The 26,665-nt window shown below is 43.3% G+C and carries 23 protein-coding genes; 6 read left to right on the top strand and 17 right to left on the bottom strand.

Annotated features, from left to right (window positions below):
* The first annotated feature begins 126 nt into the window (after positions 1-126).
* Both AC1RM2_RS08725 and AC1RM2_RS08720 read left to right on the top strand, forming a co-directional pair.
* Positions 127-4,443, top strand: coding sequence for a hybrid sensor histidine kinase/response regulator (locus AC1RM2_RS08725; protein ID WP_492984634.1), 4,317 nt, complete (start codon positions 127-129; stop codon positions 4,441-4,443).
* 95 nt (positions 4,444-4,538) lie between these two features.
* Complete coding sequence (locus AC1RM2_RS08720) at positions 4,539-6,275, top strand: thiamine pyrophosphate-dependent enzyme (RefSeq protein WP_492984632.1); 1,737 nt, start codon at positions 4,539-4,541, stop codon at positions 6,273-6,275.
* Positions 6,276-6,303: 28 nt separating this feature from the next.
* On the opposite strand, the gene AC1RM2_RS08715 is transcribed toward AC1RM2_RS08720, so the two are convergent.
* The 13 genes from AC1RM2_RS08715 to AC1RM2_RS08655 all read right to left on the bottom strand — a co-directional run bounded on the left by AC1RM2_RS08715 (position 6,304) and on the right by AC1RM2_RS08655 (position 19,119).
* The gene (locus AC1RM2_RS08715; RefSeq protein WP_492984631.1) at positions 6,304-6,849 is read right to left on the bottom strand and encodes an REP-associated tyrosine transposase; all 546 of its coding nucleotides are present in this window, start codon (positions 6,847-6,849) and stop codon (positions 6,304-6,306) included.
* 101 nt (positions 6,850-6,950) lie between these two features.
* A complete protein-coding gene (locus tag AC1RM2_RS08710; protein WP_492984629.1) occupies positions 6,951-8,261 on the bottom strand; it encodes an acetylxylan esterase in 1,311 nt (436 codons plus the stop codon).
* Positions 8,262-8,288: 27 nt separating this feature from the next.
* On the bottom strand, positions 8,289-9,176 hold the full coding sequence (locus AC1RM2_RS08705; RefSeq protein ID WP_492984628.1) for a hypothetical protein: 888 nt from the start codon (positions 9,174-9,176) through the stop codon (positions 8,289-8,291).
* A gap of 10 nt (positions 9,177-9,186) precedes the next feature.
* Positions 9,187-10,518: an acetylxylan esterase gene (locus AC1RM2_RS08700; protein ID WP_492984627.1), complete on the bottom strand. Its 1,332-nt coding sequence runs from the start codon at positions 10,516-10,518 to the stop codon at positions 9,187-9,189.
* Between the two features lie 10 nt (positions 10,519-10,528).
* A complete protein-coding gene (locus AC1RM2_RS08695; protein ID WP_492984626.1) occupies positions 10,529-11,761 on the bottom strand; it encodes an acyltransferase family protein in 1,233 nt (410 codons plus the stop codon).
* Between the two features lie 157 nt (positions 11,762-11,918).
* On the bottom strand, positions 11,919-12,875 hold the full coding sequence (gene mnmL / locus AC1RM2_RS08690) for a tRNA modification radical SAM protein MnmL/YtqA (protein ID WP_492984624.1): 957 nt from the start codon (positions 12,873-12,875) through the stop codon (positions 11,919-11,921).
* Between the two features lie 445 nt (positions 12,876-13,320).
* Positions 13,321-14,100, bottom strand: a complete 780-nt coding sequence (locus AC1RM2_RS08685) for a DUF5995 family protein (RefSeq protein WP_492984622.1) — start codon at positions 14,098-14,100, stop codon at positions 13,321-13,323.
* A 113-nt stretch (positions 14,101-14,213) separates the two neighbouring features.
* Positions 14,214-15,050, bottom strand: a complete 837-nt coding sequence (locus tag AC1RM2_RS08680; RefSeq protein ID WP_492984621.1) for a DUF7003 family protein — start codon at positions 15,048-15,050, stop codon at positions 14,214-14,216.
* 180 nt (positions 15,051-15,230) lie between these two features.
* Entirely contained in the window at positions 15,231-16,226 is a 996-nt protein-coding gene (locus tag AC1RM2_RS08675) for an MBL fold metallo-hydrolase (protein ID WP_492984619.1), read from the bottom strand.
* A 76-nt stretch (positions 16,227-16,302) separates the two neighbouring features.
* Entirely contained in the window at positions 16,303-17,133 is an 831-nt protein-coding gene (locus AC1RM2_RS08670; RefSeq protein ID WP_492984618.1) for an alpha/beta hydrolase family protein, read from the bottom strand.
* Between the two features lie 10 nt (positions 17,134-17,143).
* Entirely contained in the window at positions 17,144-18,670 is a 1,527-nt protein-coding gene (locus AC1RM2_RS08665; protein WP_492984616.1) for a carbon-nitrogen hydrolase family protein, read from the bottom strand.
* A gap of 76 nt (positions 18,671-18,746) precedes the next feature.
* Positions 18,747-18,905: a DoxX-related protein gene (locus AC1RM2_RS08660; protein WP_492988240.1), complete on the bottom strand. Its 159-nt coding sequence runs from the start codon at positions 18,903-18,905 to the stop codon at positions 18,747-18,749.
* Positions 18,856-19,119 carry a DoxX family protein gene (locus AC1RM2_RS08655; protein WP_492984615.1) on the bottom strand — a complete coding sequence of 88 codons (264 nt, stop codon included), beginning with the start codon at positions 19,117-19,119 and terminating at the stop codon, positions 18,856-18,858. Before AC1RM2_RS08655 ends, AC1RM2_RS08660 begins: the two co-directional genes overlap by 50 nt.
* A 166-nt stretch (positions 19,120-19,285) precedes the next feature.
* Here AC1RM2_RS08655 and hemA point away from each other — a divergent pair, with 166 nt between their 5' ends.
* From hemA to AC1RM2_RS08640, 3 genes are all read left to right on the top strand, one after another.
* Entirely contained in the window at positions 19,286-20,512 is a 1,227-nt protein-coding gene (gene hemA, locus AC1RM2_RS08650) for a glutamyl-tRNA reductase (RefSeq protein WP_492984614.1), read from the top strand.
* A gap of 91 nt (positions 20,513-20,603) precedes the next feature.
* Positions 20,604-21,065: a hypothetical protein gene (locus tag AC1RM2_RS08645; protein ID WP_492984613.1), complete on the top strand. Its 462-nt coding sequence runs from the start codon at positions 20,604-20,606 to the stop codon at positions 21,063-21,065.
* Between the two features lie 331 nt (positions 21,066-21,396).
* Positions 21,397-21,678, top strand: a complete 282-nt coding sequence (locus AC1RM2_RS08640) for a hypothetical protein (protein ID WP_492984612.1) — start codon at positions 21,397-21,399, stop codon at positions 21,676-21,678.
* 233 nt (positions 21,679-21,911) lie between these two features.
* On the opposite strand, the gene AC1RM2_RS08635 is transcribed toward AC1RM2_RS08640, so the two are convergent.
* The 4 genes from AC1RM2_RS08635 to AC1RM2_RS08620 all read right to left on the bottom strand — a co-directional run bounded on the left by AC1RM2_RS08635 (position 21,912) and on the right by AC1RM2_RS08620 (position 25,277).
* Positions 21,912-22,910: an ABC transporter ATP-binding protein gene (locus tag AC1RM2_RS08635; RefSeq protein WP_492984610.1), complete on the bottom strand. Its 999-nt coding sequence runs from the start codon at positions 22,908-22,910 to the stop codon at positions 21,912-21,914.
* A gap of 161 nt (positions 22,911-23,071) precedes the next feature.
* Positions 23,072-23,920 carry an outer membrane beta-barrel protein gene (locus AC1RM2_RS08630; protein WP_492984609.1) on the bottom strand — a complete coding sequence of 283 codons (849 nt, stop codon included), beginning with the start codon at positions 23,918-23,920 and terminating at the stop codon, positions 23,072-23,074.
* Positions 23,921-23,950: 30 nt separating this feature from the next.
* The gene (locus AC1RM2_RS08625) at positions 23,951-24,721 is read right to left on the bottom strand and encodes a hypothetical protein (protein WP_492984608.1); all 771 of its coding nucleotides are present in this window, start codon (positions 24,719-24,721) and stop codon (positions 23,951-23,953) included.
* Positions 24,705-25,277, bottom strand: coding sequence for an RNA polymerase sigma factor (locus AC1RM2_RS08620; RefSeq protein WP_492984607.1), 573 nt, complete (start codon positions 25,275-25,277; stop codon positions 24,705-24,707). The genes AC1RM2_RS08625 and AC1RM2_RS08620 overlap by 17 nt, the downstream gene beginning before the upstream one ends.
* Positions 25,278-25,388: 111 nt before the next feature.
* Here AC1RM2_RS08620 and AC1RM2_RS08615 point away from each other — a divergent pair, with 111 nt between their 5' ends.
* Positions 25,389-26,654 (top strand): metal-dependent hydrolase family protein, encoded by a 1,266-nt coding sequence (locus tag AC1RM2_RS08615; protein ID WP_492984605.1) that lies wholly within the window; start codon positions 25,389-25,391, stop codon positions 26,652-26,654.
* Positions 26,655-26,665 lie beyond the last annotated feature (11 nt).

The following is a 26,665-nucleotide window of genomic DNA, read 5'->3' as shown; positions in this document are numbered from 1 at the left end:
TCGGCGTATGTGCTTAATTGTCAATTTTTTATTAAATATGTAAAATTTTACTTAATGCTAACTTTACTCGATAGCAAACGTATAAAAACAGCATATAGCTAAAACCAAAAAAACCTTTATATAGTGATGATTAAACCGCACAGATGGTTTACATGTTTGGTTTCGGGGCTTGCAGTGTTTGCGGGCCTTTTATACCCAACAGAAGGTAAAGCACAAGCGCCCGAAATAAAATTCAAGCAAATCAGCATAGAGCAAGGCCTGTCAAACAGTTATGTGTTTGCTACCAGGCAGGATAGCCGGGGTTTTATGTGGTTTGGTACCCAGGATGGTTTAAACCGTTACGATGGGCAGCAAATGATTGTTTACCGTACCATACCAGGCAATGCGCACAGCCTTAGTGATAACCTGATTAAGTATATTTATGAAGACAGCAACAAGGTTTTATGGATTGGCACATTAAACGGGCTAAATAGCTTTAACCCGTATAGCAATGCATTTACGCGTTACAATCACGACGCAAAAAATAAAAATAGCATTAGCGGAAGTATGATAGCTTGCATTTTGGAAGACACGCAGCATGTTTTATGGGTGGTTTCTGAAGATGGCGGCCTTGATATATTTAACCGGGAAACCAAGCAGTTTACACATTTTATCCACAACAAGAAGGATGGCAACAGTATTAGTACAGGCGCTGTTCATTATATTTTAGAAGACAGGCAGAACAGGCTTTGGATAGCAACCGATTCGGGTTTAAACTTGTATAACCGCAGTACAAAGACATTTAACCTGATAAAAAATCAATTCGGACGTACAGGCAACCATATTGAATGCATGCAACAAGCGCATGATGGTAAACTTTGGCTTGCTACCAAAACTGCAGGGGTGCTGGTTTTCGACCCGCAAAATAATTCTTTTAAGCAGTATCAACATATTCCGGGGGCGGCAGGTAGCTTATCGGGCAATGAGATAGCACTTGCCGGTTTGCTTATTGACCACGACGGCCATGTTTGGATAGGTACCATCAACGAGGGACTTAATCTTTATAATCCGGCAGATGACAGCTTTTACCACTATACCCATAAGTTTTATGATCCGAAAAGCCTTGCACAAACCTCGGCATCGGGTTTGTTTGAAGATAACCAGGGCAACTTATGGGTGGGTACAGGCCGCGGAGGTATCAGCCTGTACACCCCGGCCGCCAACAGGTTTAACACTTACCGGCAGGAAAAAGACCCCAATAGTTTAAGCTTCAGCGATGTTAAGTCGTTTTGTGAAGACAGCAGGGGCAATATCTGGATTGGTACCGATGGGGGCGGGCTAAATCTTTTTAACCGGGAGAATGCATCGTTTAAACATTTCAGATACAACGAGGCCGACCCGGCCAGTATTGGTTCTGACGCGGTGCTTGACATTACCGAAGACCGTGATAAAAACCTATGGATTAGTACCTGGGCCGGTGGGTTAAACCTGCTCAGCCCCGGAAGTACAAAGTTCATCCGTTTTAAAAATAACCCGAATGACAAAACAACCATTAGTTCGGATATGGTATTTAAAACCTTCCAGGATAGCGAAGGCAACCTGTGGGTTGGCACTTTTGGCGGTGGGCTAAACCTGCTTGATGCTAAAACCCATCAATTCAGGCATGTTACTAAAGACCCTGACGGGGTTACCAGTTTTTTGGGCAATAATGTATTTGTAATTAACCAGGATAAAGCCGGCAATGTTTGGTTTGGCGGCGACGACGGGGGCTTAAATTGTTACAATTTAAAAAGCAGGCGGTTCTCGCATTATTTTAATGAATCTGCCAAGAAGCCCGATATCAGGGTAATATTTACCGACCATAAAGGACGCTTGTGGATCGGTCAAACAGGCTTGTATCTTTTTGACGCGAAAAAAAACGCGTTTGCACCTTACAGCCAACAACCAGAGCTGCTTGATGATGTGATTAAAGGCATAACCGAAGATGAATTTGGCAACCTATGGGTATCGACTAATGATGGCCTGTCTATGTTTAATCCGGATAAGCACACCTATAAAAAATTTAATATTCATGATGGCCTGCAGGGAATTGAATTTGAATCCAATTCGTTTTTAAGGGCAAAAGATGGCGAAATGTTTTTTGGCGGTACCAAAGGGCTCACCACTTTTTATCCTAAAAATATCAAAATCAACACCTTTCTGCCGCCTGTTTTTATTACCGGGTTGCAGATTTTTAATAAAACCATCGTTCCGGGTCAAAAGGATTCGATATTAAAAACCGATATTTCTTTAACAAAGCAGTTGCATTTAAACTACCAGCAAACGTCGCTCACTTTTGAATTTAACGCATTAAATTATGTAATACCCGAAAACAACAGCTACGCTTACAAGCTGGAAGGGTTTGATACCAGTTGGACAAGTGCCGATGCCACAAAAAGAGCAACTTATACAAATCTTGATCCCGGTACTTACACATTTAGGGTTAAAGCATCAAATAACGATGGCTTTTGGAACCCCAAAACTGCTTCGGTTCAAGTTATTATTAAGCCTCCGTACTGGCAAACGCTTTGGTTCCGGATTTTGGCCGGACTAACGTTTATTGTTGGTATTTATTCCTATTACCGCCACCGTATCAACGGTATCAACAAGCAAAAAATAGAACTTGAAAAGCAGGTTAAAGAACGAACTGCCGATATAGCCAATAAAGCCGAAGAACTTCAAACACAATCAGAAGCGCTACAGGCACAGGCCGAGGAATTGCAGGCACAATCAGAAGAATTACATTCGCTAAATACCGAATTAACCATAAAATCAGATAAGTTGCTTGAGCAGGCTGATGACTTGAAAGTGCTTAACCAGCAACTTACCGAACAAAAACACCAGGAGCATTTGGCCCGTGAGGAGGCCGAAAAAGCCAACCTGGCCAAAAGTACTTTTTTGGCCACCATGAGCCACGAGATACGCACACCAATGAATGGCGTTATAGGAATGGGATCATTACTGGCCGAAACCAACCTTGACGGTGAGCAGCGCGAATACACCGACACGATTATCAATTGTGGCGAAAGCCTGCTGAATGTGATTAATGATATTCTTGATTTTTCGAAAATAGAATCAGGAAAAATTGAAATTGAGCACGAGGATTTTGTACTTCGTAAAAGTATAGAAAATGTTATGGATGTGTTCTCGACCAAAATTGCCGAAAAACATATTGATTTAATTTATGAAATAGATACTGATGTACCGGCATGCATTGTGGGCGATGAACTCAGGTTTAAACAGGTATTGATAAACCTGGTAAGTAATGCCATAAAATTTACCGAGAAAGGAGAAATATTTATAAGAGTATTTGCTGCATCAAAACCTCATGACGGTAATATACTGATAGGTTTTAGTGTGAAGGATACGGGTATCGGTGTTCCGGAAAACAAGTTGTCAAATTTATTTAAGCCTTTTAGCCAGGTAGATTCTTCAACCACACGAAAATATGGCGGTACCGGCCTTGGTTTAGTAATTAGTAAAAAACTTGTTGAGTTTATGGGCGGCGAAATATGGGTTCAAAGCCTGCCTTCAGAGGGTTCGGTTTTTAATTTTACTATCAATGCTGGTGTAAGTAATGCCAAAGCGCCCAACGATGATATGTACACAACCGTTGGTTTTAAAGGGGTACAGGTATTAATTGTAGACGATAATAAAACAAACCTTAAGATTTTGAAAAACCAGCTGGAGAACTGGGAAATGAGGGTTGCTGCAACTACATCTGCCGAAGATGCCCTTAACCAATTGGAGGAAGAAAATAGCATACAGTTAGTTATTACCGATATGGAGATGCCCGGGATGGATGGGGTGGGCTTAACCAGAGCGATAAAGAACATTAACCCGTTAATGCCTGTAATTATGCTGAGTTCAATAGGCGATGAGAGCAGAAAAAAGTTTCCGGGATTATTTGCGGCCATTTTAATAAAACCTGTTAAACAACAGTATTTATACAGCAGCCTGCAAATGGCCTTAAATTTAAATAATAACAATTCGTTGTTTGAAGATAAAAGCAAACAGATACTTTCGGTTGATTTTGCAGAGCAAAACCCGCTCAAGATACTTGTTGCCGAAGATAATCCAATAAATCAGAAGCTGATACAACGTATTTTGAATAAGCTGGGCTATATGCCGGATATGGTTCAAAACGGGTTTGAAGTTTTGAATGAGGTGGAGAAAAATGAGTTTGATGTAGTGTTAATGGACATACAAATGCCCGGAATGGACGGCCTTGAAGCAACTTCCTGCATCCGGAAAAATGGCAGGCAGCAGCCTTACATCATTGCCATGACGGCCAATGCAATGGCTGAAGATAAAGAAATATGCCTGCAGGCCGGCATGGATAATTATATAGCCAAACCAATGAAGCTGAAGGAGATTATTGATATGTTAAAAAATGTTTCAGCTACTTATAAGCAAAAAGCCTGATGGTTCTGTAAAATAATTCTATCTGCAATAATAGATAAATTAAAAACCCTTGCCCTGTAATTTGGTTAATCTAAACGGAGATAATCAAAATTAACATGGCAAAAAAAGTTGCAGACCAATTGGTACAAATGTTGGTAGATGCCGGCATCAAAAGAATTTACGCGGTAACAGGCGATAGCCTTAACGAAGTAAATGATGCCGTAAGGCGCGAAGGCAGTATTCAGTGGGTTCACGTTAGGCATGAGGAAGCAGGAGCCTACGCCGCAGGTGCCGAAGCACAATTAAACGGCCTTGCCTGTTGCGCTGGCAGTAGCGGACCGGGCCATGTGCATTTAATCAATGGGTTGTATGATGCCCACCGCTCGGGTGCGCCGGTTATAGCCATTGCATCAACAATTGCCAGCTTTGAGTTTGGTACAAACTATTTTCAGGAAACCAATACCATTAAGCTGTTTGATGATTGCAGTTATTTTAATCAGATAGCTACCACACCAAAACAATTGCCGCGCATGCTGCAGGCCGGCATCCAAAGCGCGTTGCATCAAAAGGGTGTTGCTGTAATTGGCCTGCCGGGAGATTTATCGGGCATGGATGCCGTTGAGATAGAAACATCTACCCAGAATTTTAACCCTGTTCCGGTTATCCGCCCGTCAGACGCTGACTTACAAGAGTTAGCCGCATTGGTTAACCGTTATAATAAGATTACTATATTTTGCGGTATTGGCGCTGCCAACGCGCATGACGAAGTGGTGGAGTTGGCGCAAAAATTGAATGCTACGGTAGCCTATTCTTTTCGTGCTAAAATGGATATCCAGTATGATAATCCCAACGAGGTGGGCATGACGGGCCTGCTTGGCCTGCCATCGGCCTACCACAGTATGCATGAGTGCAACCTGCTGGTCTTGCTGGGTACCGATTTTCCGTATACACCGTTTATGCCTGCAGATTGTAAGATAGTACAGGTAGATATTAAGCCCGAACGGCTTGGCCGCCGCGCCAAAGTTGATATTGGTTTATGCGGAACCGTGAAAGACACTTTAACAGCGCTGCTGCCGCTCATTACTAAAAAACAAGATGACAGCTTTTTGCAGGCCCAGTTAAAAGTATATGCCGATGTAAAAGACAAAATGCAAACCTATGTGGACGATAGCGGCGAAACCGACAAAATTCACCCCGAATTTGTAGCTCATGTACTGGATAAACTTGCCGCAGAGGATGCGATTTTTACGGTAGATACGGGCATGTCATGCGTATGGGGTTCGCGCTATATTAATGCTACCGGCAAACGTAAAATGATAGGTTCCTTTAACCACGGATCGATGGCCAATGCCATGCCCCAGGCTATAGGCGCGGCGCTTTCAAGGCCGGCACAGCAGGTAATAGCCCTTTGCGGCGACGGTGGCCTCTCGATGCTTTTAGGCGACCTGGCAACTATTGTTCAGTATAAATTGCCTGTTAAGATTATCGTTTTTAATAACCGCTCATTGGGGATGGTAAAGCTGGAGATGGAGGTTGCCGGCCTGCCCGATTGGCAAACCGATATGTACAACCCTGATTTTGCACTGGTTGCCCAGGCTATGGGTATTAAAGGCTTCACCGTTACCGAACCCGGCGATGTAAGGCAGGCTATAAGTGATGCCCTTGCTTTTGACGGCCCCGCGTTGTTAAACGTTTTTACCGACCCTAATGCCCTGGCCGTGCCGCCGAAAATCGAACTGAAACAGGTTGCAGGCATGGCCGTATCCATGACCAAACTAATACTTAACGGCCATATGGACGAGGTATTGGACACCGTTAAGGCCAACTATAAGCACCTGAAGGATTTGTTTTAAGCTTCCAGCTTAAATTAATAAACACGATTTAAATCAAGATTAAATCAATCAATCCCTTTATCCCCGCGTAACCCCTTGCGCTGCTATAAAGATAGTGTTCCGGCCCATCAACCCAGCCTGCGGTTACCGGGTTATTGTGTATATAATCAAGTTTTTGATCAAGTACTTTATTGGTATATAGTTCGATAGGGTGGCTTCCCTGTTGCCAAAATTGGTAATGCTCATTGTTAGGGTTTCTTTTTCCTTCGCGTTCAAAAAACCATAGTAACCATTTGCGCCTGCTTTCCTGCATATTTTCATTAATGGCTTTGATAATCATTTTTGAAGTGTGCCGCTTTACATCCCTTAAAATATCCTGCATGGGTTTATCGGTGGTGCCGATGATTAGATGGACATGGTTGCTCATAACTACCCAGGAGTGTAATTGTAACCCTTTATGCTTAATACAGTATTTAAGGCTGTCAACAATGATGTCTTTATATTCTCTCCTGGTGAATACATCAATCCAATTTACAACGGTAAAAGTTACAAAATACAGGCATTCCTGGTCTCTGAATTTATAGTTGCGGCTCATGGTAGCTAAAATATAAAATCGAGTAGTTAATTTAAGCTGGAAGCTTAAATTATTGTTTACCACGGGTTACGCTTCGCTAAACCCGCGGTAGCATTTACATTCTAAAACAAGCCAAACTTATCCCGCATCATATGGCCATCTTTCAGCACATAGGTTGTGGCTACTTCGTGGCCAAGGTCTTTAAAAACCATTATCCTGCGGTACCTGCCGGGGATGAGGTTGTAAAAAGCATATTCGTTATTAGGGGGCGCCAGGTGGTCAAGCAAACCGATACCCAGTAGAATCGGGGTTTGGATGTTTTGCGCAAAGTTTTTGATGTCGAAGTAATCCAGGTTGTCTAATACCTTATCAAATTTAATCCCTTTTTCACCTGCATATTTGTGTAAATCGTACATAGGCCAGTCTTCCTGATCGGCAAGGTTACGGATATCGCTCAGGATAGGATTTTGTGATGAGATGAGTTGTACACGATTATCCAACCCTGCTACCGCAGCGGCAAGGAAACCGCCCAGACTACCACCGGATACCTCAATACGTTTAGGGTCAAGCTCGGGCCGCGAATAGATGAAATCAATAGCGCGGATACAATCCATAATGGCGCCACGAAGTACATATTTGTTTTTATCCTCGGCGTTCAGGCTAATATAATCAGGTCTTTTAGGATGAATAACATCGCGGCTGTTGCCCTGGCCGCGCACATTAAGGGTAATGATGGCAATATCATTGTCTTCGCCTAACATGGGTTTCAAATCAACCTGGTAGCCAGGCAATGCCAAAAGGGTGGTAAACCTCCTGTTCTTGATGGTGGTTTTAGGAATTGTTAGCCAGCCGCGAACTGTGATATTATCCAGTGAGCGCATCTCTATTAAGTAAACCTTGCGGTTTTCTGTTTCCTGATCGGCTTTTTCGGTCATCTTAAATTGCGGATTAACCGCAGCCAATTCGCTTTTGGTAGTTTGCCAAAAACTGTCAAAATCAGCAGGGCGGCCATGCTGTGATTGGATCTCTTCCGGGCGGACGCCAAACACGCGGCGTGTGGTATCATCGTAATCAGATACATTGATCATAAAATTGATCTTGTAAAACCCCGGTTTCTGCTCGGGTATAGTAAAATCGAAGCTGCTGTTGCTGTGTTTAGATAGATTTACGGTCCTGCTTTCTTTTGCAACTGTTACCCCGGCTGGTGTAAGTGCTATGTACGATACGGTGCCTGTTTGTGGCGCATCGGTGGCATTTTTTACGTTAAAGGTATAACTGGCGCGGCCGCTAAAAATGGCATCTTTACTACCAGCTATAAGTGTGGTTGAAACTTCCTGATCAGCCCTATGACCAGTTGTTTTTGCATTCGCGCTGTCTATCTGCAAAAACATCGCAAGTTGTAACATCAGCATGCAGGATTTTAGGCTGTTCATAATTTCTGTCTCAAATATATATTAAAACTACCTGGTATCTAACCTGTAATTCAACGATGCCGAAAGGCTTGTGCCTGCACCGGTGCTTCGGCCGGTTATAAAAGTTCCGCCGGTTAAAAACAGCGATAAATTTTTGGTAAAAGCGTGTCCGTAGCTTGCCGATACCTGGTTAAACGCAAAGTTTTTGCTGGTATTAGGATTGGCCGAAATAATAGGATTAGGATTAATCATTGAATTACCACTGGTTGCGTAAAAACCACCAATGCTTATCGATAACTGCTCCTTGAATTTTTTGTCGAGGGTTAAGCCATACGTCAGGTTATACCTGTCCTGGAAAACAGATTCGCTTCCAAAATATTCGCGTACGGCATTTTCGGCAACAAAATAACTTTGTTTGCCAAACAAATGCCCGCTGCCGGCAAAGGCAAGCTTAAGCTCCGAGCCATAGTATCCATAGCCCAGGCTTGCGTTATTGCGGTAGGTAGGTATAATACCGGTAGCTTTTATGCTGAAATAGTATTTGTAATTGATATTGGCCAGGTAATATTTTAAACCGATTTCAATATCCTGCAAACCCGATGTGGTGATGGCATGTGTTATACTATCGGTATTAAAGTAGTTCATGGAATAGGGTACCAGGGCAGATAGGGTAAACTTTCTGCTGATACCATATTCGCTATAAAAGGCGTAACTAACAGAATGAAAACGCCCATTATCATCAAATGGCCGCCGGTGACTTGTTGAATCGAATTGTTTGTTGGCAAAAAAGTAGCTTACCGATGGCGACAAAATAAACCGCCCCGGCCTTACCGGAAACCCATCGGCATAGCTGTTGCGTGGCGCAAAAGCTATTAGTATTGCCAATGCAAGCAGGTATTTTAATAGCTTTTTGTTGAGGGTCATGTTTTTATCCATAGGTATATCTTTAAAATAATCCAAAGGTATCGCGCATCCATGCACCTTCGTAATCCTTATATTTTTGGCTCACCTCGTGCCCCAGGTCTTTAAACACCATTACCTTTTTATCGGTATTTAAAGAGTTATAAACTGCAAAGCCGTTGCCCGGTGGTACATAAGGATCAAGCAGGCCTAAACCCAGCAGAGTGGGGCACTTAACATCAGTTGCAAAGTTTTTGGTATCGTAATATTCCATATTATGCATAACCTGTTCAAAGGTTACGCCGGGTTTGCCGGCTACATATTTTCTGATATCTTTTATTGGCCACTCAACTGTGCCTGCCAAATTGTGCACATCGCTCAGGATGGGGTTTTGGGCCGAGCAAATAGTTACACGCTTATCCAATGCAGCAAGAGCAATGGCCAGATAGCCGCCCATACTGCCGCCAGTAGCCAGGATTTGGTCGTGCCTTAACTCCTTCCGCGAGTAAATAAAATCAACCGCGCGTACACAATCCATAATTACGCCCCGCATCACATATTTATCTTTGTCTTCAATGTTGTATGATATAAAGGCATCGCGTTCGGTATGTATAACATCGCGGCTGTTGCCCTGTCCCCTGGTATTCAGGGTGATGATCGCCAGGTCATCGTCACGCCCTACAATAGGTTTCAAAGTAACTTGGTAGCCCGGTAAGCCTAAAAGTACCGAAAATTGTTTGTTTTTGTTGCTATTTTTAGGAATGGTCATCCACCCGCGGATAGTCAGGTTATCCAACGATTTCATTTCGATGAGGAAAACCCTGCGGTTATCGGTATTTTGTGATACATCCTCCGTTACCTTAAATTGCGGTTTTACTTTGGCAAGGTCGGCCTTTGCATTAGCCCAAAAGCTGTCAAAATCGGCAGGTTTTGCAAATGCAGATTTTACTTCATCGGCCCTGATGCCAAAAGCCCTGCGGGTGGTATCGTCATAATCAGATACGTTGATCATCATATTAAGCTTATAAAACCCGGTTTTAAGTGCCGGAATTTCAAAGCTGTAGTGCTCCACGCTTTTTTTTGCAATTTTTACGGGTTTTGAAAGGGTTTTAACTTTTACACCTTTTTCGTCGGTGATAAGGTATGATACGGTGCCTTCCTGTTGGCTGTTATAAGTGTTTTTTACATCAAAAGTAAATGATGCAACCGAATTGAAAATACCTTCTTTATTGTTAATGTTTAATACTGTTGATACACTTTCTTCGGCTTCCCCGGTCGATGTTTTGGCAACAACCGGAGAATCGTGCTGTGCAAACACCTGCTGAAAAGCGGATAAAGCCAAAATTAAGATCAAATATTTTTTTAGTTTCCTCACCATGATATATCTACTAAGCATTGATATTTGCCGGCTCATTTTCGGTCTTGTGCGGTTTGTTTTTGATCAGGAAGTCCGATTTACGGATGTAATGGTTTAACGGTTCTTCAATAAGTTTGAACAAAGTGATTGAAATTATATTTAAAACGATAAAAGCATACAGAAGGTTTAAGCTGTCGTACTGAAACGGCGAATACCAATCAACACCCCATTCATCATAAAGTGTAAAAGTATAATCATTAAGCCAGTTAAAGCCAAAATGTAAAAAATTGTACATGTAACCCAGGTGCACCAGGTAAAATATATAGGAGCTTTTGCCCAGCAGTTCCACAAAGGGGGTGGCCAGGAATTTTTTTAGCAAGGTTGTCTCGGTAAGTATACCATAAAAAAACAACGTAATTGATAAAGCCAGCAGGTAGTTATTGGTTATAATCCCAAAAGGGTTATGCAGGCCGGCTTCCTGCCCCTTCGGAATAGGTAGTACCGACATAATCCATACGCAAGCGAAAATAAGGAAAAAGCCCAGGTAGGTAAGTTTCTTTTTGCCGTTACCATCCGGCTTTTGCCTGCGTACAATAAGGGCAAGTTGTATGCCCGCAAAAAACTCAAAGCACCGGCCCAAAAAGGTATACAACATCATGAAAGTGAAGTTGCCAAAAAAACCATACCAGTTAACGTGGCTAAATATTAATACAAGCACAACGCCCAGGCCGGTAACGGCTACAGGCTGAATGTAAAACTTTTTGTACCTGGTGGCTACCAGGAATATGAAAGGAGCCGAAAAGTAAAAGCATTCTTCAACCGTGAGCGACCAGCCCTGGGCTACCCCGGTAAACTTAAGCTGATCAAAAAAGCCACGTAAAAAAACGATGTTCATCAGGAACATGGCTACCGGGTTGTGCCCGGCGGTAACAATTTGATTGTTGGTAAAGTAAAAGGCAATGAAAGCGCCGATGGTTAAAATGGCATACATGGGGTATATGCGCGCAACCCTGTTTTTAAGGTACTGCTTAAACCAATCTTTAGTAAGCTTAAAGCTGTCAAAATACCTGAATGCAATTAAAAAACCCGATAATACAAAGAAAATTGTAACCCCAATGTGGAACTCATTAAAAAAGCGTTGCACAGAGTGAGGAAATTTTTCATCAAATACATACGCAAAGTGCGATATAAAAACCAGGTAGGCAGCCATTGCGCGTACACCGGTTAGTGCTGGAATATAATTTTGTTGCGCTCTTTGTGACAAAACGTATCTAAGTTAGAAATTTTCGATGGAATTTTTCAACTATGGGTTAACAAAACTGGTACCAAATGTCTGAATCAGAATTTATAGAATTAAAGAATATCCAGAATGTTAAGCGCATTCCAAATTATGTAAATCAACAAATTATGGGTATTATGATTCAGATAGCAAGATGACTCCCCTGTACCACACCACGGCTCAGTATTCTTTGATCAATATAATATTGGATCTCCGATTTTTTTAAGCCCCAGTTTGGTGCTATCAGCAGTTCGCGGTCGCTTAAGCCAAACAGGCGCTGGATCACGATATCGGGGCGAACGCGGGGGAGCAGCTCGCATAAAAAGTCGGCGTATTCATCAATGCCGAATAGTTTAAACGGTTCGCGTTTGTATTTTACACCCATTACCGATCCTTCTACGATATGCAGGTGATGGAATTTTACAAATTTTATCTGCGGGAAGCGGTTTATCTCATCAGCATATTTCAGCATCATTTCATGGGTTTCCCACGGAAAGCCAAAAATGGTGTGCACACAAATATCCAGTTTGCTATTCTCAACCAGTTTAAGTGCTTTTACCAATTCCTCGTGATTACAGCCACGGTTTATCTGGCCCAGGGTTTCGTTGTATATCGATTCCATGCCCATTTCAAGGTCAACGTCAAACCTATCGGTATAACTTTCCAGCAGGGCAATTTTTTCGGCATCAATACAATCGGGGCGGGTGCCAACGCTCAGGCCAACAATATCTTCGGTGCCGTAACTCAGCGCCTCATCGTACATCATTTTTAAATAATGCGTGGGGGCATAGGTATTGGTGTTGGGCTGAAAGTAGATGATGAACTTATCGGCCTTATTGCCTTTGCGGGCGCGTTCCATGCCTTCTATCACCTGCTGGCGCACGGTTGGGGCGTTACGGCTAACCGATGGGGTAAACGAATCAACATTGCAATAGGTGCAGCCGCCATAGCCCTTGCTGCCATCACGGTTGGGGCAGGTAAAGCCGCCATCAACAATTACTTTAAATACCCGGTGGCCTTTGTATTTTTCTTTAAGCCAGGGGCCGTAATTGTTATAACCCTTTTCCCAAACCGCTGTTTTCTCTCCTGTTAATTGCATTGTGCCGCAAAGATAGTGAAAGATGTGCAGGTGTGCAGATTTCAGATGTGCAGATTGTATGGTGAAGTATTTTGGCGGCGCATTTGCTACAAATAATATTAAATTGTATTGCTCGTGATGTCTTTTTTGCTCATTTTTATCAAAAAATCACAGATTGGGAGCGCCCTACTTTTTCGAGGTTATTGGAATGCTTGTCATTTTTTTGTTTAACCTGCCAAAATATATTGGGGGGATTATAGATGCTATAGTTCACAAAAAACAAGTGCCAGACTACAAGTCCATATTTTATATCCCCAAGACTATGGACGTACCGATTCGCATCAGACTTATAGGTTTTGGTGCAATCGTGTTAATTATTACGGCTACGGTTGTTGCTGGTTTTATTAATTGATAGAGATCTGCGACTCATGTGCTTTTGTTTCAAAAGTTCCCTTTCAATTAAAAATCAGTTCACCTTCAAATAGGCTTTCTTGTATTCGCTTAGCACTTTAGTTATCCTGGATGGGTTTCTCCATTCAAAAATGTGGATTATCCAAACCGTAAAGCTCAGTAAGCCAACGGGAGCAACAATACCCAGGCCGAGTTTGTTAATGTCGGCATCGCGGCTGGTTATCGAGTTAAGGTAATCCTGGCCGTTGCGTCCGTAAAGGTCTTCGGCAAAGCACCAGGCGCCGTCGCGGGCGTTGCCAAGCGCAAATTGAATTAGGATGGAGTTGTTTTGCGCGTGCAATCCGGCTAATGACATTAATGGCGATACCTGGTTTAGCTCGGTAATAACCTCATAAGTGAGGGCAGATAAAATGGTGTTGATGGCATTAAAATCGTTATGCACCTGGGCCAATGGTTGGTTAAAAGTCCGCGCGGTTTCAACAACGGCAATACCCAAATCAAGGTTAATATGCGCGTTCATGCCAATAAGCAAGTGTTGCAGTACCATTTTTCGGGGTTTATTAAATATGCCGAAAGCCAGCGCCCACGATGCCGAGGGTTGCTGTTTTTGCTGCCATTGATGATAGGCTGTAATATATCGGCTTGCAAAAGTAACATCCAGTTGCTCCATTCTTTTACCGTCCTCAAACTCGCCGGCCAATATACCCTCCTTTACTTTACAGGTTACTTTGTGGTACAAGGCAGCAAAGTACCCGGCCCGGCTGCCTGTTTGTATGGCATCGGCAATGATGGTTTCCAGTTGCGTTATAATTTCATCGATGGTTGTAGCTTGCATAGGTAATTGGATATCGTCAGGTGTTTAATGGAGCTAAATATAGCTTAATAAGCCGGCAAAACATAAAGCGCATGTGCCTTACGCAATTGGCTAATGATGACAGTTATATAGCCCTACAACTCGCCAGATTCAGGCCAGTTTTTCCAATGCGAATTTGGCGAGATGGTTGGTTGGTATAAAGAAATATCGCCGGTGGCAATTACTGCCGCTAATTGTTGCCATGTTTCGTAACTACCGGGGCGGTTATTTTCCCACTCTTCCAAATTAAACCGGGCTGTTTTTTCCTTTTCATCCCTGATCATGTTTTGAATAAATTCCTGTGAAAAATCCAACCCGCCTAAGTTCTTGAGATCGTCGAAAGGAGACGACTGCCGGGTAAACTCTTTATGGTACCACTCATCAAGCACCAATATTTTTTTAAGGCTGGCCGGGATTGATTTGTACAGCTCTTCATCAGTGGCCCGGAAGAGGTGAGCGTGATCTATTATTGCCAAACGTGCAGCTTCTATTATTTGTATTTCATCGGGCTCGTATTCGGCCAGGGTTATCGCTGCGGTATCGTAATCTACCTTATCGAATGAAAGCGGAACTTTTTCTCCGCGTACAATCCAGAAACCGGCTCCCGGCATCAATGCTTCGCCGTCGGTAGTTGAATTAAAGGAATCATCGTCGATAGGATAGTTGCTATGCGTATTTACGGAATGGCCATTATAAGCCTCAAGGTTGATAAGGCAATTTCCAAAGTAAAAAATTTCTGAAGTGATATACCCTCCCCTCGGATTGTAACCAAGTACTTCGGCTGCTACCGCCCATTCGTCATTATCTCCACGGAAGATGTTCACCCGGCTATCAATAAGGTAAACGTAGGCGTGACTCAGGGTTATGAAATAATTATAGTCTATAGCATTGCTATTATCAAGTGTATCGAGGATATCGGCGGGGCTGAGCATAATCTGGTTGTTTGTTGGATCAAGTTACGATAAAGCTGCCTGAAGTTTACTATTCCATCCAAACAAAAAATATTTATACGATGATATATTTCAATGCGTTTATCGCCACAATAACGCCGAAGCGCATGGTGGAAGCTTTTTTGCTATGCAGAAAAGCTCACCTTAATCCGGTTTTAGGCCCTACATAAACTTTTTCCACCAGCCCGAGTTATAAGGGCCTTTAACTTCGGTGGGCTTGCCAGGTTCGGGCACAAAAAGGTCTATCTTTTTATCTTTGGCAAATTTCTCCAAACGTTCAACCGGCTCGTACCAGGCGTGTGGCGCCAGGTTAAAAGTGCCGTAGTGTATAGGCATCATGAGCTTGCCTTTAAGGGCTATGTGGGCGTTTGAAGCATGATCGGGCCCCATATGGATATCCGGCCAGAATTTGCCGTAGGCACCCACCTCAAGCATCGTTAAATCAAACGGTCCAAAGGCCTTGCCAATCTCTGCAAAACTGGGCGACCAGCCAGAATCGGCACCAAAATAGATATTATGCTTAGGACCCTTTATTACAAAGCTTGCCCAAAGGGTTTCGTTACGGTTTACAACGCCACGGCCCGAAAAATGTCTTGACGGGGTTGACGTAATAACAACCTGGTTACCTATCAGCATACTATCGCCCCAATCCATTTCAAATACAAAATTTTTAAGTATTCCCCATTTTTCAAGATACTGGCCCACACCAACCGAGCAGTAAAAAGGTATTGATGAGCCTGCAAAAAATTTAATGGTATCCTTATCCAGGTGATCGTAATGATCATGCGACAGCAGCACAGCATCCAACGGTGGCAAATCTGGTAAAGCAATTGGTGGTTTAAAAAAACGTTTAGGGCCAAAATATTTAGAGAATGATGCCCTATCGCCCCAAACCGGATCGGTTAAAATGCGCTTGCCATCTATTTCAATCAGTATGCTGGAGTGACCAACCCAGGTAATACGCAGGCCGCTTTCGGGTGCGTCATTATAAATTGTAACGTCGGTTTTAAACGGGCCTATCGGTTGTTTGGGAGAGTTCTCGGCTTTATTGCCCATATACTCGCGTAAAATGGGAATCATTTTTCCAAAACCAGCCTCGTCTGTAGGGATAACGTTGATGTATTTTTGTCCTTTTTTGCGGGATTCTTCTAAACTCATGGAAACAATAATAGTACTTATGTGGGTTGTGACAACTTTAACACAAAAAAGTTACGATTGATTGTTGTTACCTGCTTTATTTACTTAAAAATGATATTGCCGTATCGCAAAATGTAACCAGTGATATTGGCAAAACGTCGTTTAAATAAGGGTGGGCACCGCCAAAAGTATGGTCGCCGCCAGGCAAAATAAAAAATTCGGCATCGGGATGTGCTGCATACAATTCTTCGGCATGGCTTAACGGAACTGTTGGGTCTGCGTCGCCGTGCATCAATAGCCAGGGCTGTTTAACTTTGGCCGCCTGTGCCAATATATCCAGGCGTTTAGGATGCTTATCCAAATCGCCCAGCAGGGTTGATTTTAGGGGCATTTGTTGCCCCGTGCGCTTATTGGGCATGTAAATAATGCCCTGCAATCGCCATTGTATCTCTATCTCTTCGGGCCAAAGGTTATAAAAGCTTGATATAGATGCCATGCTAACCAGCTTTTTTATCCGGCTATCCTCTGCCGATTTAATGATGCTGATACCGCCGCCCATACTGTGGCCAATAAGGTAAACCCCGCTGGCTGCCGCCATACCCGATCCGCTGCAGGCAAAATCAATAATGGTATCCAAATCTTCCAGCTCTATTGAAAACGTATTGTCGCTAAACGCTATCAGGTCGGCAAAATCAAGCGGGTTGTCGGGTGTAGTGCCATTGTGCGAAAAATTGAATTTAAGGTATTTAAACCCAGCATTGGCAAAGTACCTGGCCACTAAATTATGCGTGCCCCAATCTTTAAAACCTTTAAAGCCATGTGCAAAGATAACTACCGGCGCGTTTTTAAAAGCGTCATTGTAAGTTACGTCTATCAGCATGGGCCGGCCTTTGGCGCCGGGGAGGGTGTAATTATCTTTGCGGATCATGGGGTTAAAACTATACTTTTTTCCCGTTAAAAGTAATATTATACAAATCGGTCCTGCGGTCTTTCAAATTTTGTACGCTGCCGTATTCATGCAGCTCATCCAGCAGTGAAAGGTCCACGTCGGCTATTACAATCATCTCGCTGTTCGGCGTGGCTTCAGATTGAATACCGTTGGTAGGGAAGCCAAAATCCGATGGTGTAAATACCGCCGACTGTGCGTAGCTGATACCCATGTTATTTACATTGGGCAGGTTGCCCACGCAGCCCGCTATGGCCACGTAACATTCATTCTCAACCGCCCGTGCCTGCGAACAAAACTTAACCCGGTTATAGCCATTTTGGGTATCGGTTAAAAATGGTACAAACAGGATTTGCATATCCTGGCTGGCCAGTATTCGCGATAACTCCGGGAATTCCACATCGTAGCAAATCAGGATGCCTATTTTACCGGCGTCGGTTTCAAATACCTTTACCTCATCGCCGCCACGGATACCCCATGAGCTGATCTCGGATGGGGTAGGGTGGATTTTGTAAACCTCTTCCATACTGCCGTTGCGCCTAAAGAGGTACGATACATTGTATAACGAATCTTCAAAAATGGTAGGCATGCTGCCCGCTATGATGTTTACATTGTATGATACCGCCAGTTTTGAAAATTCTTCGATGATGGGCTGCGTATATTTGGCCAGCTCGCGCATGGCCTTGGCGCTGTCCATGTGGTTGTAATCGGCCATTAAAGGGGTGCCAAATAACTCGGGGAACAAAATAAAATCCGCTTGATAATCGCTTACCGCATCTACAAAATATTCGGCATGCTTTAATAATTCACTAATGTTATTGTACGGGCGCATTTGCCACTGCACCAGCCCAATGCGCACTACTGTTTTTTGGTTAATGGCGGTGCTTACTTCCTCGTAATATACATTGTTCCACTCAATTAACGTAGCAAATCCCTTGCTTCGGCTATCCTCGGGCAGGTAATTCCGCAGCACTTTACGTACGTGAAAATCATTGGCCAGCTGGAAGGATAGGGTAGGGTCATATATCTCCTTATACTTTACCTTATCAATATACTGGCGGGGGGTAAGATCGTTCTGGAATTTTTGATAATTAGGTATGCGGCCGCCGGCAATAATGCTTTTCAGGTTCAGCTTTTCGCACAGGGCCTTGCGGGCATCATAAAGGCGGCGGGCCAGGCGCAGGCCGCGATATTTTGGATGGATAAATACATCTATTCCGTATAAAACATCGCCCTTATCGGTATGGGTTTTAAAGGTACTATCGCCGGTTATTTGTTTGTAGGTATGGTTATCGCCAAATTTTTGATAGTCGACTATAATGGCCAACGCACAACCTACCACCACATCGTTCACGGTTACACAAATTTGCCCTTCGGGGAATATTTTGATGAGCTTTTTAATGGAATTGGCGTCCCAATAATCCTCGTCCATATCCATGTATGCCGATTTCATCGACTTTTTTAGTTCCTGGTAATCCTGTACTTCCAGGTTACGCATTTCAACACTTTGCAAATCCATATTATACTTTTAAGATGCTGTATCCTTAAATAAAAAACCCGGTGATTTGTTTTGCCCTTAAGATAAGCCTTTGATGTTAATTTTCGCGGTGCCACCACACCCACAGCATCAATACCGGTTGTAAAATTAAGCGTACCCAGGCAAAAAGTGGTGTTACGGTTATGTTACCTAATTTAAACGGCGCATCAATAAGCATTTGGATATGAACCGGTAAAAACGCGGCCAGCATCAGTATAATACCATATACCGCCCAGGGCCTTGCTTTGGGCCATATCAGCAGGAGCGCGAATGATATCTGCTATCCCGGCAATAATGTTCATTAAAACCGGGAAGGGTATATAATGCGGAATGATATGGATGTAAGATTCGGGATTTAGGAAATGATTTATGCCCGCAAATGCATAACCAACCACCAATATTAACAGGCTAACCTTTTTTAATAAACGCATTTGTCAATATACATAATTTTGCCAGCTATTGTTTTAAGCAGTTTTTATGTGGTTTTTGGGTCATTTCGGCTAATTTATAACCATTCTAAATACCTCTGTTTGACAAAGTGTTGACATTGCATCGCATATATAGTGATATTTTTGTTCGGTCAAATTTAAAACTGCTTTGAAGTATTTAAAGGTTATTGCTTTTACACACAAACAGATTGAACTGAAGGAAATAGGAAGATTGGTGGTTTGCCAGGAAAATCTGACTGAAAAGCTTCAACAGGTTAAAACTCAATTTGGAATACCGGAAATATTCTATCTGGCTACATGTAACCGTGTGGAATTTGTTATGACTACTCCGCAAGTAGTTGACAAGGACTTTGCCAAACGTTTCATCGAAGCGTTCAACACCGAACTTTGTGAACACTCCCTGAGTACCTTCATGGATGGCGCTTCTATTTATGAAGACCAGGAAGCTATGGTGCACCTGCTGCGTACTTCATGCTCGTTAGAGAGTTTGATAGTTGGCGAAAAGGAGATACTGGCCCAACTGCGCAAAGCTTATGAACATTGTAAAGAAGCCGGACTTACCGGCGACGGCCTGCGTATGATTATGAACTGTGTGGTTAAAACTGCCAAGGAAGTTTATACCCATACCAATATTTCAAAAAACCCTATTTCGGTTGTCTCGTTAGCTTATCGTAAGCTTAAAGATTTAAACCTTTGCTCAAACGCCCGTGTGTTGATTATCGGCGCCGGCGAAACCAACCGAAATTTATCTAAATACCTGCAAAAGCATAAGTTCAGTAACTTCGCGGTTTTTAACCGGACTGTTTCGAAGGCGGCTGAACTGGCCAGAGACCTTGGCGGCGAGGCATTTGACCTGGAAGCACTTAAAACATACAATAAAGGCTTTGACGCTATTATCACCTGTACGTCGGCAGTTGAGCCTATCATCACCACCGAAATTTACCAATCGCTGCTCAACGGCGAAACCGGCAAGAAAACTATCGTCGATCTTGCCATCCCTAATGATACCGCTCCCGAAGTTTTAGAGCAATTCCCGGTTAACTTTATCGAAGTACATTCATTAAACGAAGTTGCCAAACGTAACCTTCAGGAGCGCTACCACGAACTGGTACACGCCGAAGGTATTATTGAACAAAATATAGCCGAGTTTTTAACCCAACTGAAACAACGCCGTATTGAAGTGGCCATGCGCCAGGTACCCGAAAAGATAAAAGAGATTCGTAACACGGCCATCAACTCTGTTTTTGCTGATGAAGTACAAAGCATGGATCAGCAATCGCGCGACATCCTGGAAAAAGTGATTAACTACATGGAGAAAAAATATATCAGCGTGCCCATGATTATGGCTAAGGATATATTGATTAATGAGAATTGATAGATTATCTCATTCTGTTGTTTACCTCTGTCTTAATGTAGCTTAATAGTTGCTTTTTTTTTATAATCTTGGTAGCTATATTATAAAACTGATGAAGTTTATTAACGCTAACATCATTATCTCGAATCCTATTCCCGACGAGACAAGAATTTACTATTCCAAAAATGACGCCTTGTTAAAGCTGTTATTGCTATTGGCTTATTGTGGCGTGGGCATATATTCTTTGATTATTGGGGGATATGTTATTGGGTTACCACTTTGCCTGTTTACAGCCTTTCTTATCTGCAAAAAAGGCAAAAAGCTAATTGATAATAAACCTCGTGTAATAATTAATCAGTTGGGAATAACGACATCCCATTGTCCTTTTGTAACTTGGCAGGAGGTGACGGATGCCAAAGTAATCTGTAAAGGACGCATTTCCTATCTAACGTATAAATTTGCCGGTGGGAATAAGGCTATCAACATTGATCACTTAAATATCACCCCGGATGATATGACTATTTTGCTTGGTTTTTATATGAAGCCGTGGGCCTTTGTGCCGTATAGAAAATAACAATATCGTAATTTACGTGGCTGCCGCGATTTAATCCAGCCTTTCATTTATTGATTTAAAATGCTATTATTTTTTACTTTCTGGTAATATTATCTTAGCGTCTTCAGCTTTTTTTACGAAGAAAAGATTAGCATGACTTTTAATATTGTTGCTTAAAATCGCACGGCTGTAACCTTTTTTCGTGTCCGCTTTTTTTCTGTTGCCATAATTACTTCCTATATTCAAATATACAATTGTATTTTGTCGACTTAGAACAGATCGGGTTTTAATAGCATTGTTTTATTTTTTGCGCTGATATTCCTATCTTCATCAATACAAACCAATCCAATTTATGTTTAAAACCGTTACTGTTGATCAGGCGCTTAGTAAAGGTCAACGTATGGTAAATTACCCCGTATTTTTGATAATGATATCGGGATTTGTTGCCTGCTACTATTTGACAACAATTCAGGCCGTTTCACAATGGTTAGCTGCTGCAGTTGCGTTAGCTGGATTTATAGCTGCATGGCTTTACTGGAGTTTTAAAATTACTAAATGGCGCATTTGGGCGTTTGAAAAAGTAGATGATGTTTACGAACTAAAGTATCGGGCTATACAGGAAAAATTAATTTGACCAGATGGCAGCATTTGGGAAAAAACGGAGATATGGTCAGCTACCGATAAAGAGAAATGGAGCCAGCTCCAGAAACGGTTTGTTGAATATGATGAATCTGACGATGATGGTTGGTAATGCATAAATTAAGCTTCCAACTTAATTTTCCTCAAGATTTTCATTGGCTACAATTTAAGCTGCAAGCTTAAATTGTATAAACCACGAGTTACGCTTCGCTAAACTCGCGGCGGCTATTAATACTCCAACCACTTCCAAAACCTTACAGATACCATATCGCCTTCTTTGTAACTATCGGGTTCGCCATTGGATACGCGGAGCAGCACGCCTTCTTTTTCGAGTATCAGGTCTTCATAAAAACCACGGAAAAGGATCTGTTTTATTGCCCAGCTTTTGGTTGATGAGATCAGTTTAATCCTTATCCAGTCGGGATAAATTACCACATGTTCTTTTATCGTTTCAATGCCGCAAATCTGCGCGTCGGCAGCGCTAAGTATATTACAGTTACTTAACAGTTGGGCGGTATACAAATGCTGCGGGTGTTGATACAACGTTTTTGGATGCCCCTGCTCCACAATTTGCCCGTTTTTTATCACCACCAGTTCATCGGCCATAGATAACACCTCGGCCGGATCGTGCGACACCATGATCACCGTAATACCAAGCTCTTTTACAATTTGCCTGATGTCCTGCTGCAAGCCCTCCCTGAAGGAGGTATCAACCTGGTTAAACGGCTCATCCAGTAATAAAACCTGCGGGCGGGTAATTATGGCCCTTGCTATGGCCACGCGCTGCTTCTCGCCGCCACTCAGGTCGGCCACCCGTTTGTCGGCCATGTGGAGCATGTTAAGCTGTGTTAAAATTTGCCCGGTTTTTTCCTTTTTGGCTTTTAGGTCGGTTGCCGGTAGCATGGCCGCTACGTTATCCCAAACTTTGGCAAACAGGTTCAGGTCGTTGGTATGCTGGGTAACCATTTTCATGGCATCGTGGCCTGGAATCAGTTTTTCTTCAGGCCCCCAGATGCGTTCGCCTTTAAACTTAACAGTACCTTCATCAGGAGAAAGCAGACCGTATAATAATCGCAGCAACGTGCTTTTCCCGCTTCCGCTTTCGCCAATAATAGCCGTTATTTTTCCGGGCTGGATAGAAATATCTGTAGTTTTAACACCGGCCGCCTGTTTACCGGGATATATTTTACTTACTGCAATAGCCTGCAAAAAAGGAGTGTCTGACATTGACACGAATAACACGAATTAAATCGAATTTCACAAATCTGGATGGGCTCCAGGAATCCGAATTTTATGAACACGAATGGTACGAATTAAGGCGAATTTCACAAATCTGCTTGAAGCTAAAATTTGTGAAATTCGACCCAATTCGTAATTATTCGTGTGTATTAGAATCCCAACGTCAACCCAAAGCTAAAGTTCCTCAACCCTTCCTGGGCGGGGCTGTTTTCAAACATATCGTTAAAGTAGTACTTGGCGTAAATGCCCATGATACCATAGCCCATGCGGATGAATGCGCCTTTGCGCAGTTTGGCAAAGTGATAATCGTCATCAAATTTTTGCTTGCCGCGTTCTTCGCTTATTTGTTTTACACGTCCGTTAAGCAGGATGCCAACCTCGGGGCCAACAACCAGGCGGAAGTAGTTGCCCCGGCTATCTTCGTGACTGCGGTAGTAAAACGATAATGGTATGCGCAGGTAGCTTGACGAAAACCGGTTTTTGCTGAAGTGGATGCTATCCGGCAGATACGTTAACACAGGCGCATTACGTTGTATGGTAATATCCTGGCGCAAACGGATGTTGGTCCAGTCGAACCCGCCCGAAACATATATTTTGAAGGCGCTGTTAAAACGGTAACCAAACTGCACCACATCAAAACCAAAGTTGGCTGTTTTGGCCTGGCGATAACTCAGAAACTGGTTATTGGGCGACAGTGTGAAGCTGCCATGGTCAAGCAAGGTTGCAAAACCAAGGTCGATCCTTGAAAAGGTAATGCCGAATGAAAAACCGGGGGCTTTTGTCCTTTGTACCTTTGTACTGTCGTTGCTATACGGCGATACATAAGGCGCATCATGGCCAAGCCCTAATTTAACTTTAATATGTTTTTTGGTTACAATAGTAGTATCTGTACCGGCTTTGGTCGAGTCGACTATCGTGGTGGTTGTAGTTGTTGTGGTTTGGGCAAAGCCGTAGCTTGCTGCAACGCATAGCATTGCCGTTAAAATTAAGCGTTTCATATTATCGGGTATATATTTTTTCTTTAGATTTTATTTTTCTTTTTTCACTTTAATGATGCCCAGGTTTACGCCGGTAATGGTGGCATCGTCCTCATCGGTATTGCTAAATTCAATGATCTTATCCTTGCGCTTATCAACAGCGGCAATCATCACATTAAACACATCGCCCAAACTGCGGATCTTATGCTTTTTTGCTGGTGTTGCCGGCTTAATAGCTGCCACTTCTGTTGAGGCAACAGGCGATTTAATACTTGCAAAAACCGGGGTTTCGTCAATATGTTTTGGGAGTATCCTTGTAGCCGTGTCTGGCTGTACCGCAACTTTTACTTCCTGCTTGTTAGTTGCCGATGCTAATACCGGCTGCTGATCGTCGGGCTTTGCAATAGCCATGGCAGGCGCGGCTGTAACCGCTTTTTTATTCGGTTTGTGTATGTTAATAGCCGCTAAACTGTTAGCTGGCGCTGCCACCGCTTCCTCCGGCTTTTTATCGACAGCAGTTTCAAGCGGTGTTGCCTGGATTGGCCCGGCAGCCGTTTTTGGTTTTATCGGATGGTTGACACCTGCCAGCCCATCTTTTTTAGGGTTGATTGTTTTTACTTCTTTAGGGATAAATAAAACACCGGCGGTTATCATTAAAACCGCTGCCGCGGCAATACTTAGGTATGGCAGCCATACCTTTTTGCGTTTGCCTTCATCCAATTCGCCGGTAATCCCTGTCCACACGTTTGCAGATGGTTCTATCTCGTAATCGTTTAATGCCGATTGAAATAGCTTGTCCAGATCCTTATCCTGCATATCCATAGCTTTTGCTCTCCATTTTTGCAATTTGTTCTTTTAATATCGTTCTCGCCCTTGATAGCTGCGATTTTGATGCCCCTTCGGTGATGCCTACAATTTCGGCAATTTCTTTGTGTGCGTAACCCTCTAAAGCATACAGGTTAAATACAATGCGGTAACCCGGCGCCAATTGCTGTATCAGCCCCATCAGCACTTTAGCATCAAGGTTGGCGGCAGCTATCGGGTTAACCGATGGTTCGGTGCCTGCTTCGTCTATATCAACTACCTGCATCATTTTGTGGTGCTTGCGATAGTATTCAATAGAACTGTGTACCATGATGCGCCGTACCCAACCTTCAAATGATCCATCTGCCCGGTAATCGGCTATTTTGCCAAAAACTTTTATAAAACCGTTTTGTAGCATGTCTTCAGCCTCCATTCTATCGGTAGCGTAGCGCATACACACGGCCAGCATTTTACCGGCCAATTGTTTGTACAACAATTCCTGTGCCTTACGTTCGCCCGCTTTGCAGCGTTCAACCAATTGTTCGATAGTATATTTAGGTTCCAAAAACATCATTTAAAAGTAAGATGGTAACCTGGGGCAAATGGTTGCATGGGGTTTGAAATATTTTTCAATTATCGATTTACGGCTTTTTATCTCCTATAAAGTAAGCTATCTTTATTTATAATGAAGAAAACAATAACCACAATAATACTCCTCATTTTTTGCCTGCCCATATTTGCCCAAAAAACTGAAACCTATATATTACTTAAACCCGACCGTGTTTTCGACGGTGAGCAGATGCATCCTGGCTGGTGGGTACTGGTAAAGGGTAATCACATCGAAGCAGCAGGGGAGCCCACTACCATAAAAATACCCGACAATGCTAAGGTGATTGACCTGAAGGGTACAACCCTGATGCCCGGACTAATTGAAGGCCACTCGCACCTTTTCCTGCATCCCTATAACGAAACTGCCTGGAACGACCAGGTACTTGGCGAAAGCCGTGCCGAGCGTACCGCCCATGCCGTTAATCATGCCCACGCGACTCTGATGGCCGGCTTTACTACCGTGCGCGACCTGGGAACCGAAGGCGCCGCCTATGATGATGCAGGTTTGAAAACTGCGATTGAAAAAGGCATAATCTCCGGCCCGAGGATGTTAGTGGCCACCCGGGCAATTGTAGCTACCGGCAGTTATGGCCCTAAAACAGAAGTTGCCGAAGCCAGTGTAATTAAAGGTGGAGAAGAAGCAGATGGTATTGATGGCATAGCCAGGGTTGTGCGGTCGCAAATTGGCCATGGCGCAGATGTAGTGAAAATTTATGTGGACTATCGCTGGGGATTAAACGGTACCGCAGCTCCCACCTTTACCGAAGAAGAGCTGAAGATAGCTGTACAGGTAGCAAAAAGCAGCGGCCGCACCGTTGCTGTACATTCGTCAACTACCGAAGGCATGCGCCGGGCCATAGCGGCAGGCGTAACTACCATTGAGCATGGCGACGGCGGCACACCGGAACTGTTTAAGCTGATGAAAGAAAAAGGCATAGCACTTTGCCCAACCCTCAACGCCACGGAATCAATTTCGGGCTACAAAGGCTGGAAGAAGGGCATCGACCCGGAGCCGGCGGGAGTAAAGCAAAAGCATTACATTTTTACCGAGGCATTAAAGGCCGGTGTTACCATTTGTATGGGTGGCGATGTCGGTGTATTCAGCCACGGCGATAATGCCCAGGAAATGATATTAATGGCCGAATACGGCATGAAACCCTTAGCGGTACTGCGCTCGGCAACATCGGTTAACGCCGCAGTTTTTGGATTGAAGGATTTGGGGAATATCAAGACGGGATACCTGGCAGACCTGGTTGCCGTTAATGGTAATCCGGTTGAGGATATGAAAGTTTTGAAAATGGTGAAATTGGTGGTAAAGGATGGGGTGATTGTAAAAGAATAATTGATATTTTT

The sequence above is a fragment of the Mucilaginibacter sp. GW822-FHT03E02 genome, assembly GCF_058801545.1.
The sequence above is the reverse complement of the archived record's forward strand: the minus strand, read 5'-3'. Positions and strand labels throughout refer to the sequence as shown.

Excerpts from the sequence above, each read along its gene's own strand:
- AC1RM2_RS08725 (WP_492984634.1), top strand. The coding sequence starts at position 127 with ATGATTAAACCGCACAGATGGTTTACATGTTTGGTTTCGGGGCTTGCA.
- AC1RM2_RS08720 (WP_492984632.1), top strand. The coding sequence starts at position 4,539 with ATGGCAAAAAAAGTTGCAGACCAATTGGTACAAATGTTGGTAGATGCC.
- AC1RM2_RS08715 (WP_492984631.1), bottom strand. The coding sequence starts at position 6,849 with ATGAGCCGCAACTATAAATTCAGAGACCAGGAATGCCTGTATTTTGTA.
- AC1RM2_RS08710 (WP_492984629.1), bottom strand. The coding sequence starts at position 8,261 with ATGAACAGCCTAAAATCCTGCATGCTGATGTTACAACTTGCGATGTTT.
- AC1RM2_RS08705 (WP_492984628.1), bottom strand. The coding sequence starts at position 9,176 with ATGGATAAAAACATGACCCTCAACAAAAAGCTATTAAAATACCTGCTT.
- AC1RM2_RS08700 (WP_492984627.1), bottom strand. The coding sequence starts at position 10,518 with ATGGTGAGGAAACTAAAAAAATATTTGATCTTAATTTTGGCTTTATCC.
- mnmL (WP_492984624.1), bottom strand. The coding sequence starts at position 12,875 with ATGCAATTAACAGGAGAGAAAACAGCGGTTTGGGAAAAGGGTTATAAC.
- AC1RM2_RS08685 (WP_492984622.1), bottom strand. The coding sequence starts at position 14,100 with ATGCAAGCTACAACCATCGATGAAATTATAACGCAACTGGAAACCATC.
- AC1RM2_RS08680 (WP_492984621.1), bottom strand. The coding sequence starts at position 15,050 with ATGCTCAGCCCCGCCGATATCCTCGATACACTTGATAATAGCAATGCT.
- AC1RM2_RS08675 (WP_492984619.1), bottom strand. The coding sequence starts at position 16,226 with ATGAGTTTAGAAGAATCCCGCAAAAAAGGACAAAAATACATCAACGTT.
- AC1RM2_RS08670 (WP_492984618.1), bottom strand. The coding sequence starts at position 17,133 with ATGATCCGCAAAGATAATTACACCCTCCCCGGCGCCAAAGGCCGGCCC.
- AC1RM2_RS08665 (WP_492984616.1), bottom strand. The coding sequence starts at position 18,670 with ATGGATTTGCAAAGTGTTGAAATGCGTAACCTGGAAGTACAGGATTAC.
- AC1RM2_RS08655 (WP_492984615.1), bottom strand. The coding sequence starts at position 19,119 with ATGCGTTTATTAAAAAAGGTTAGCCTGTTAATATTGGTGGTTGGTTAT.
- AC1RM2_RS08645 (WP_492984613.1), top strand. The coding sequence starts at position 20,604 with ATGAAGTTTATTAACGCTAACATCATTATCTCGAATCCTATTCCCGAC.
- AC1RM2_RS08640 (WP_492984612.1), top strand. The coding sequence starts at position 21,397 with ATGTTTAAAACCGTTACTGTTGATCAGGCGCTTAGTAAAGGTCAACGT.
- AC1RM2_RS08635 (WP_492984610.1), bottom strand. The coding sequence starts at position 22,910 with ATGTCAGACACTCCTTTTTTGCAGGCTATTGCAGTAAGTAAAATATAT.
- AC1RM2_RS08630 (WP_492984609.1), bottom strand. The coding sequence starts at position 23,920 with ATGAAACGCTTAATTTTAACGGCAATGCTATGCGTTGCAGCAAGCTAC.
- AC1RM2_RS08625 (WP_492984608.1), bottom strand. The coding sequence starts at position 24,721 with ATGGATATGCAGGATAAGGATCTGGACAAGCTATTTCAATCGGCATTA.
- AC1RM2_RS08620 (WP_492984607.1), bottom strand. The coding sequence starts at position 25,277 with ATGATGTTTTTGGAACCTAAATATACTATCGAACAATTGGTTGAACGC.
- AC1RM2_RS08615 (WP_492984605.1), top strand. The coding sequence starts at position 25,389 with ATGAAGAAAACAATAACCACAATAATACTCCTCATTTTTTGCCTGCCC.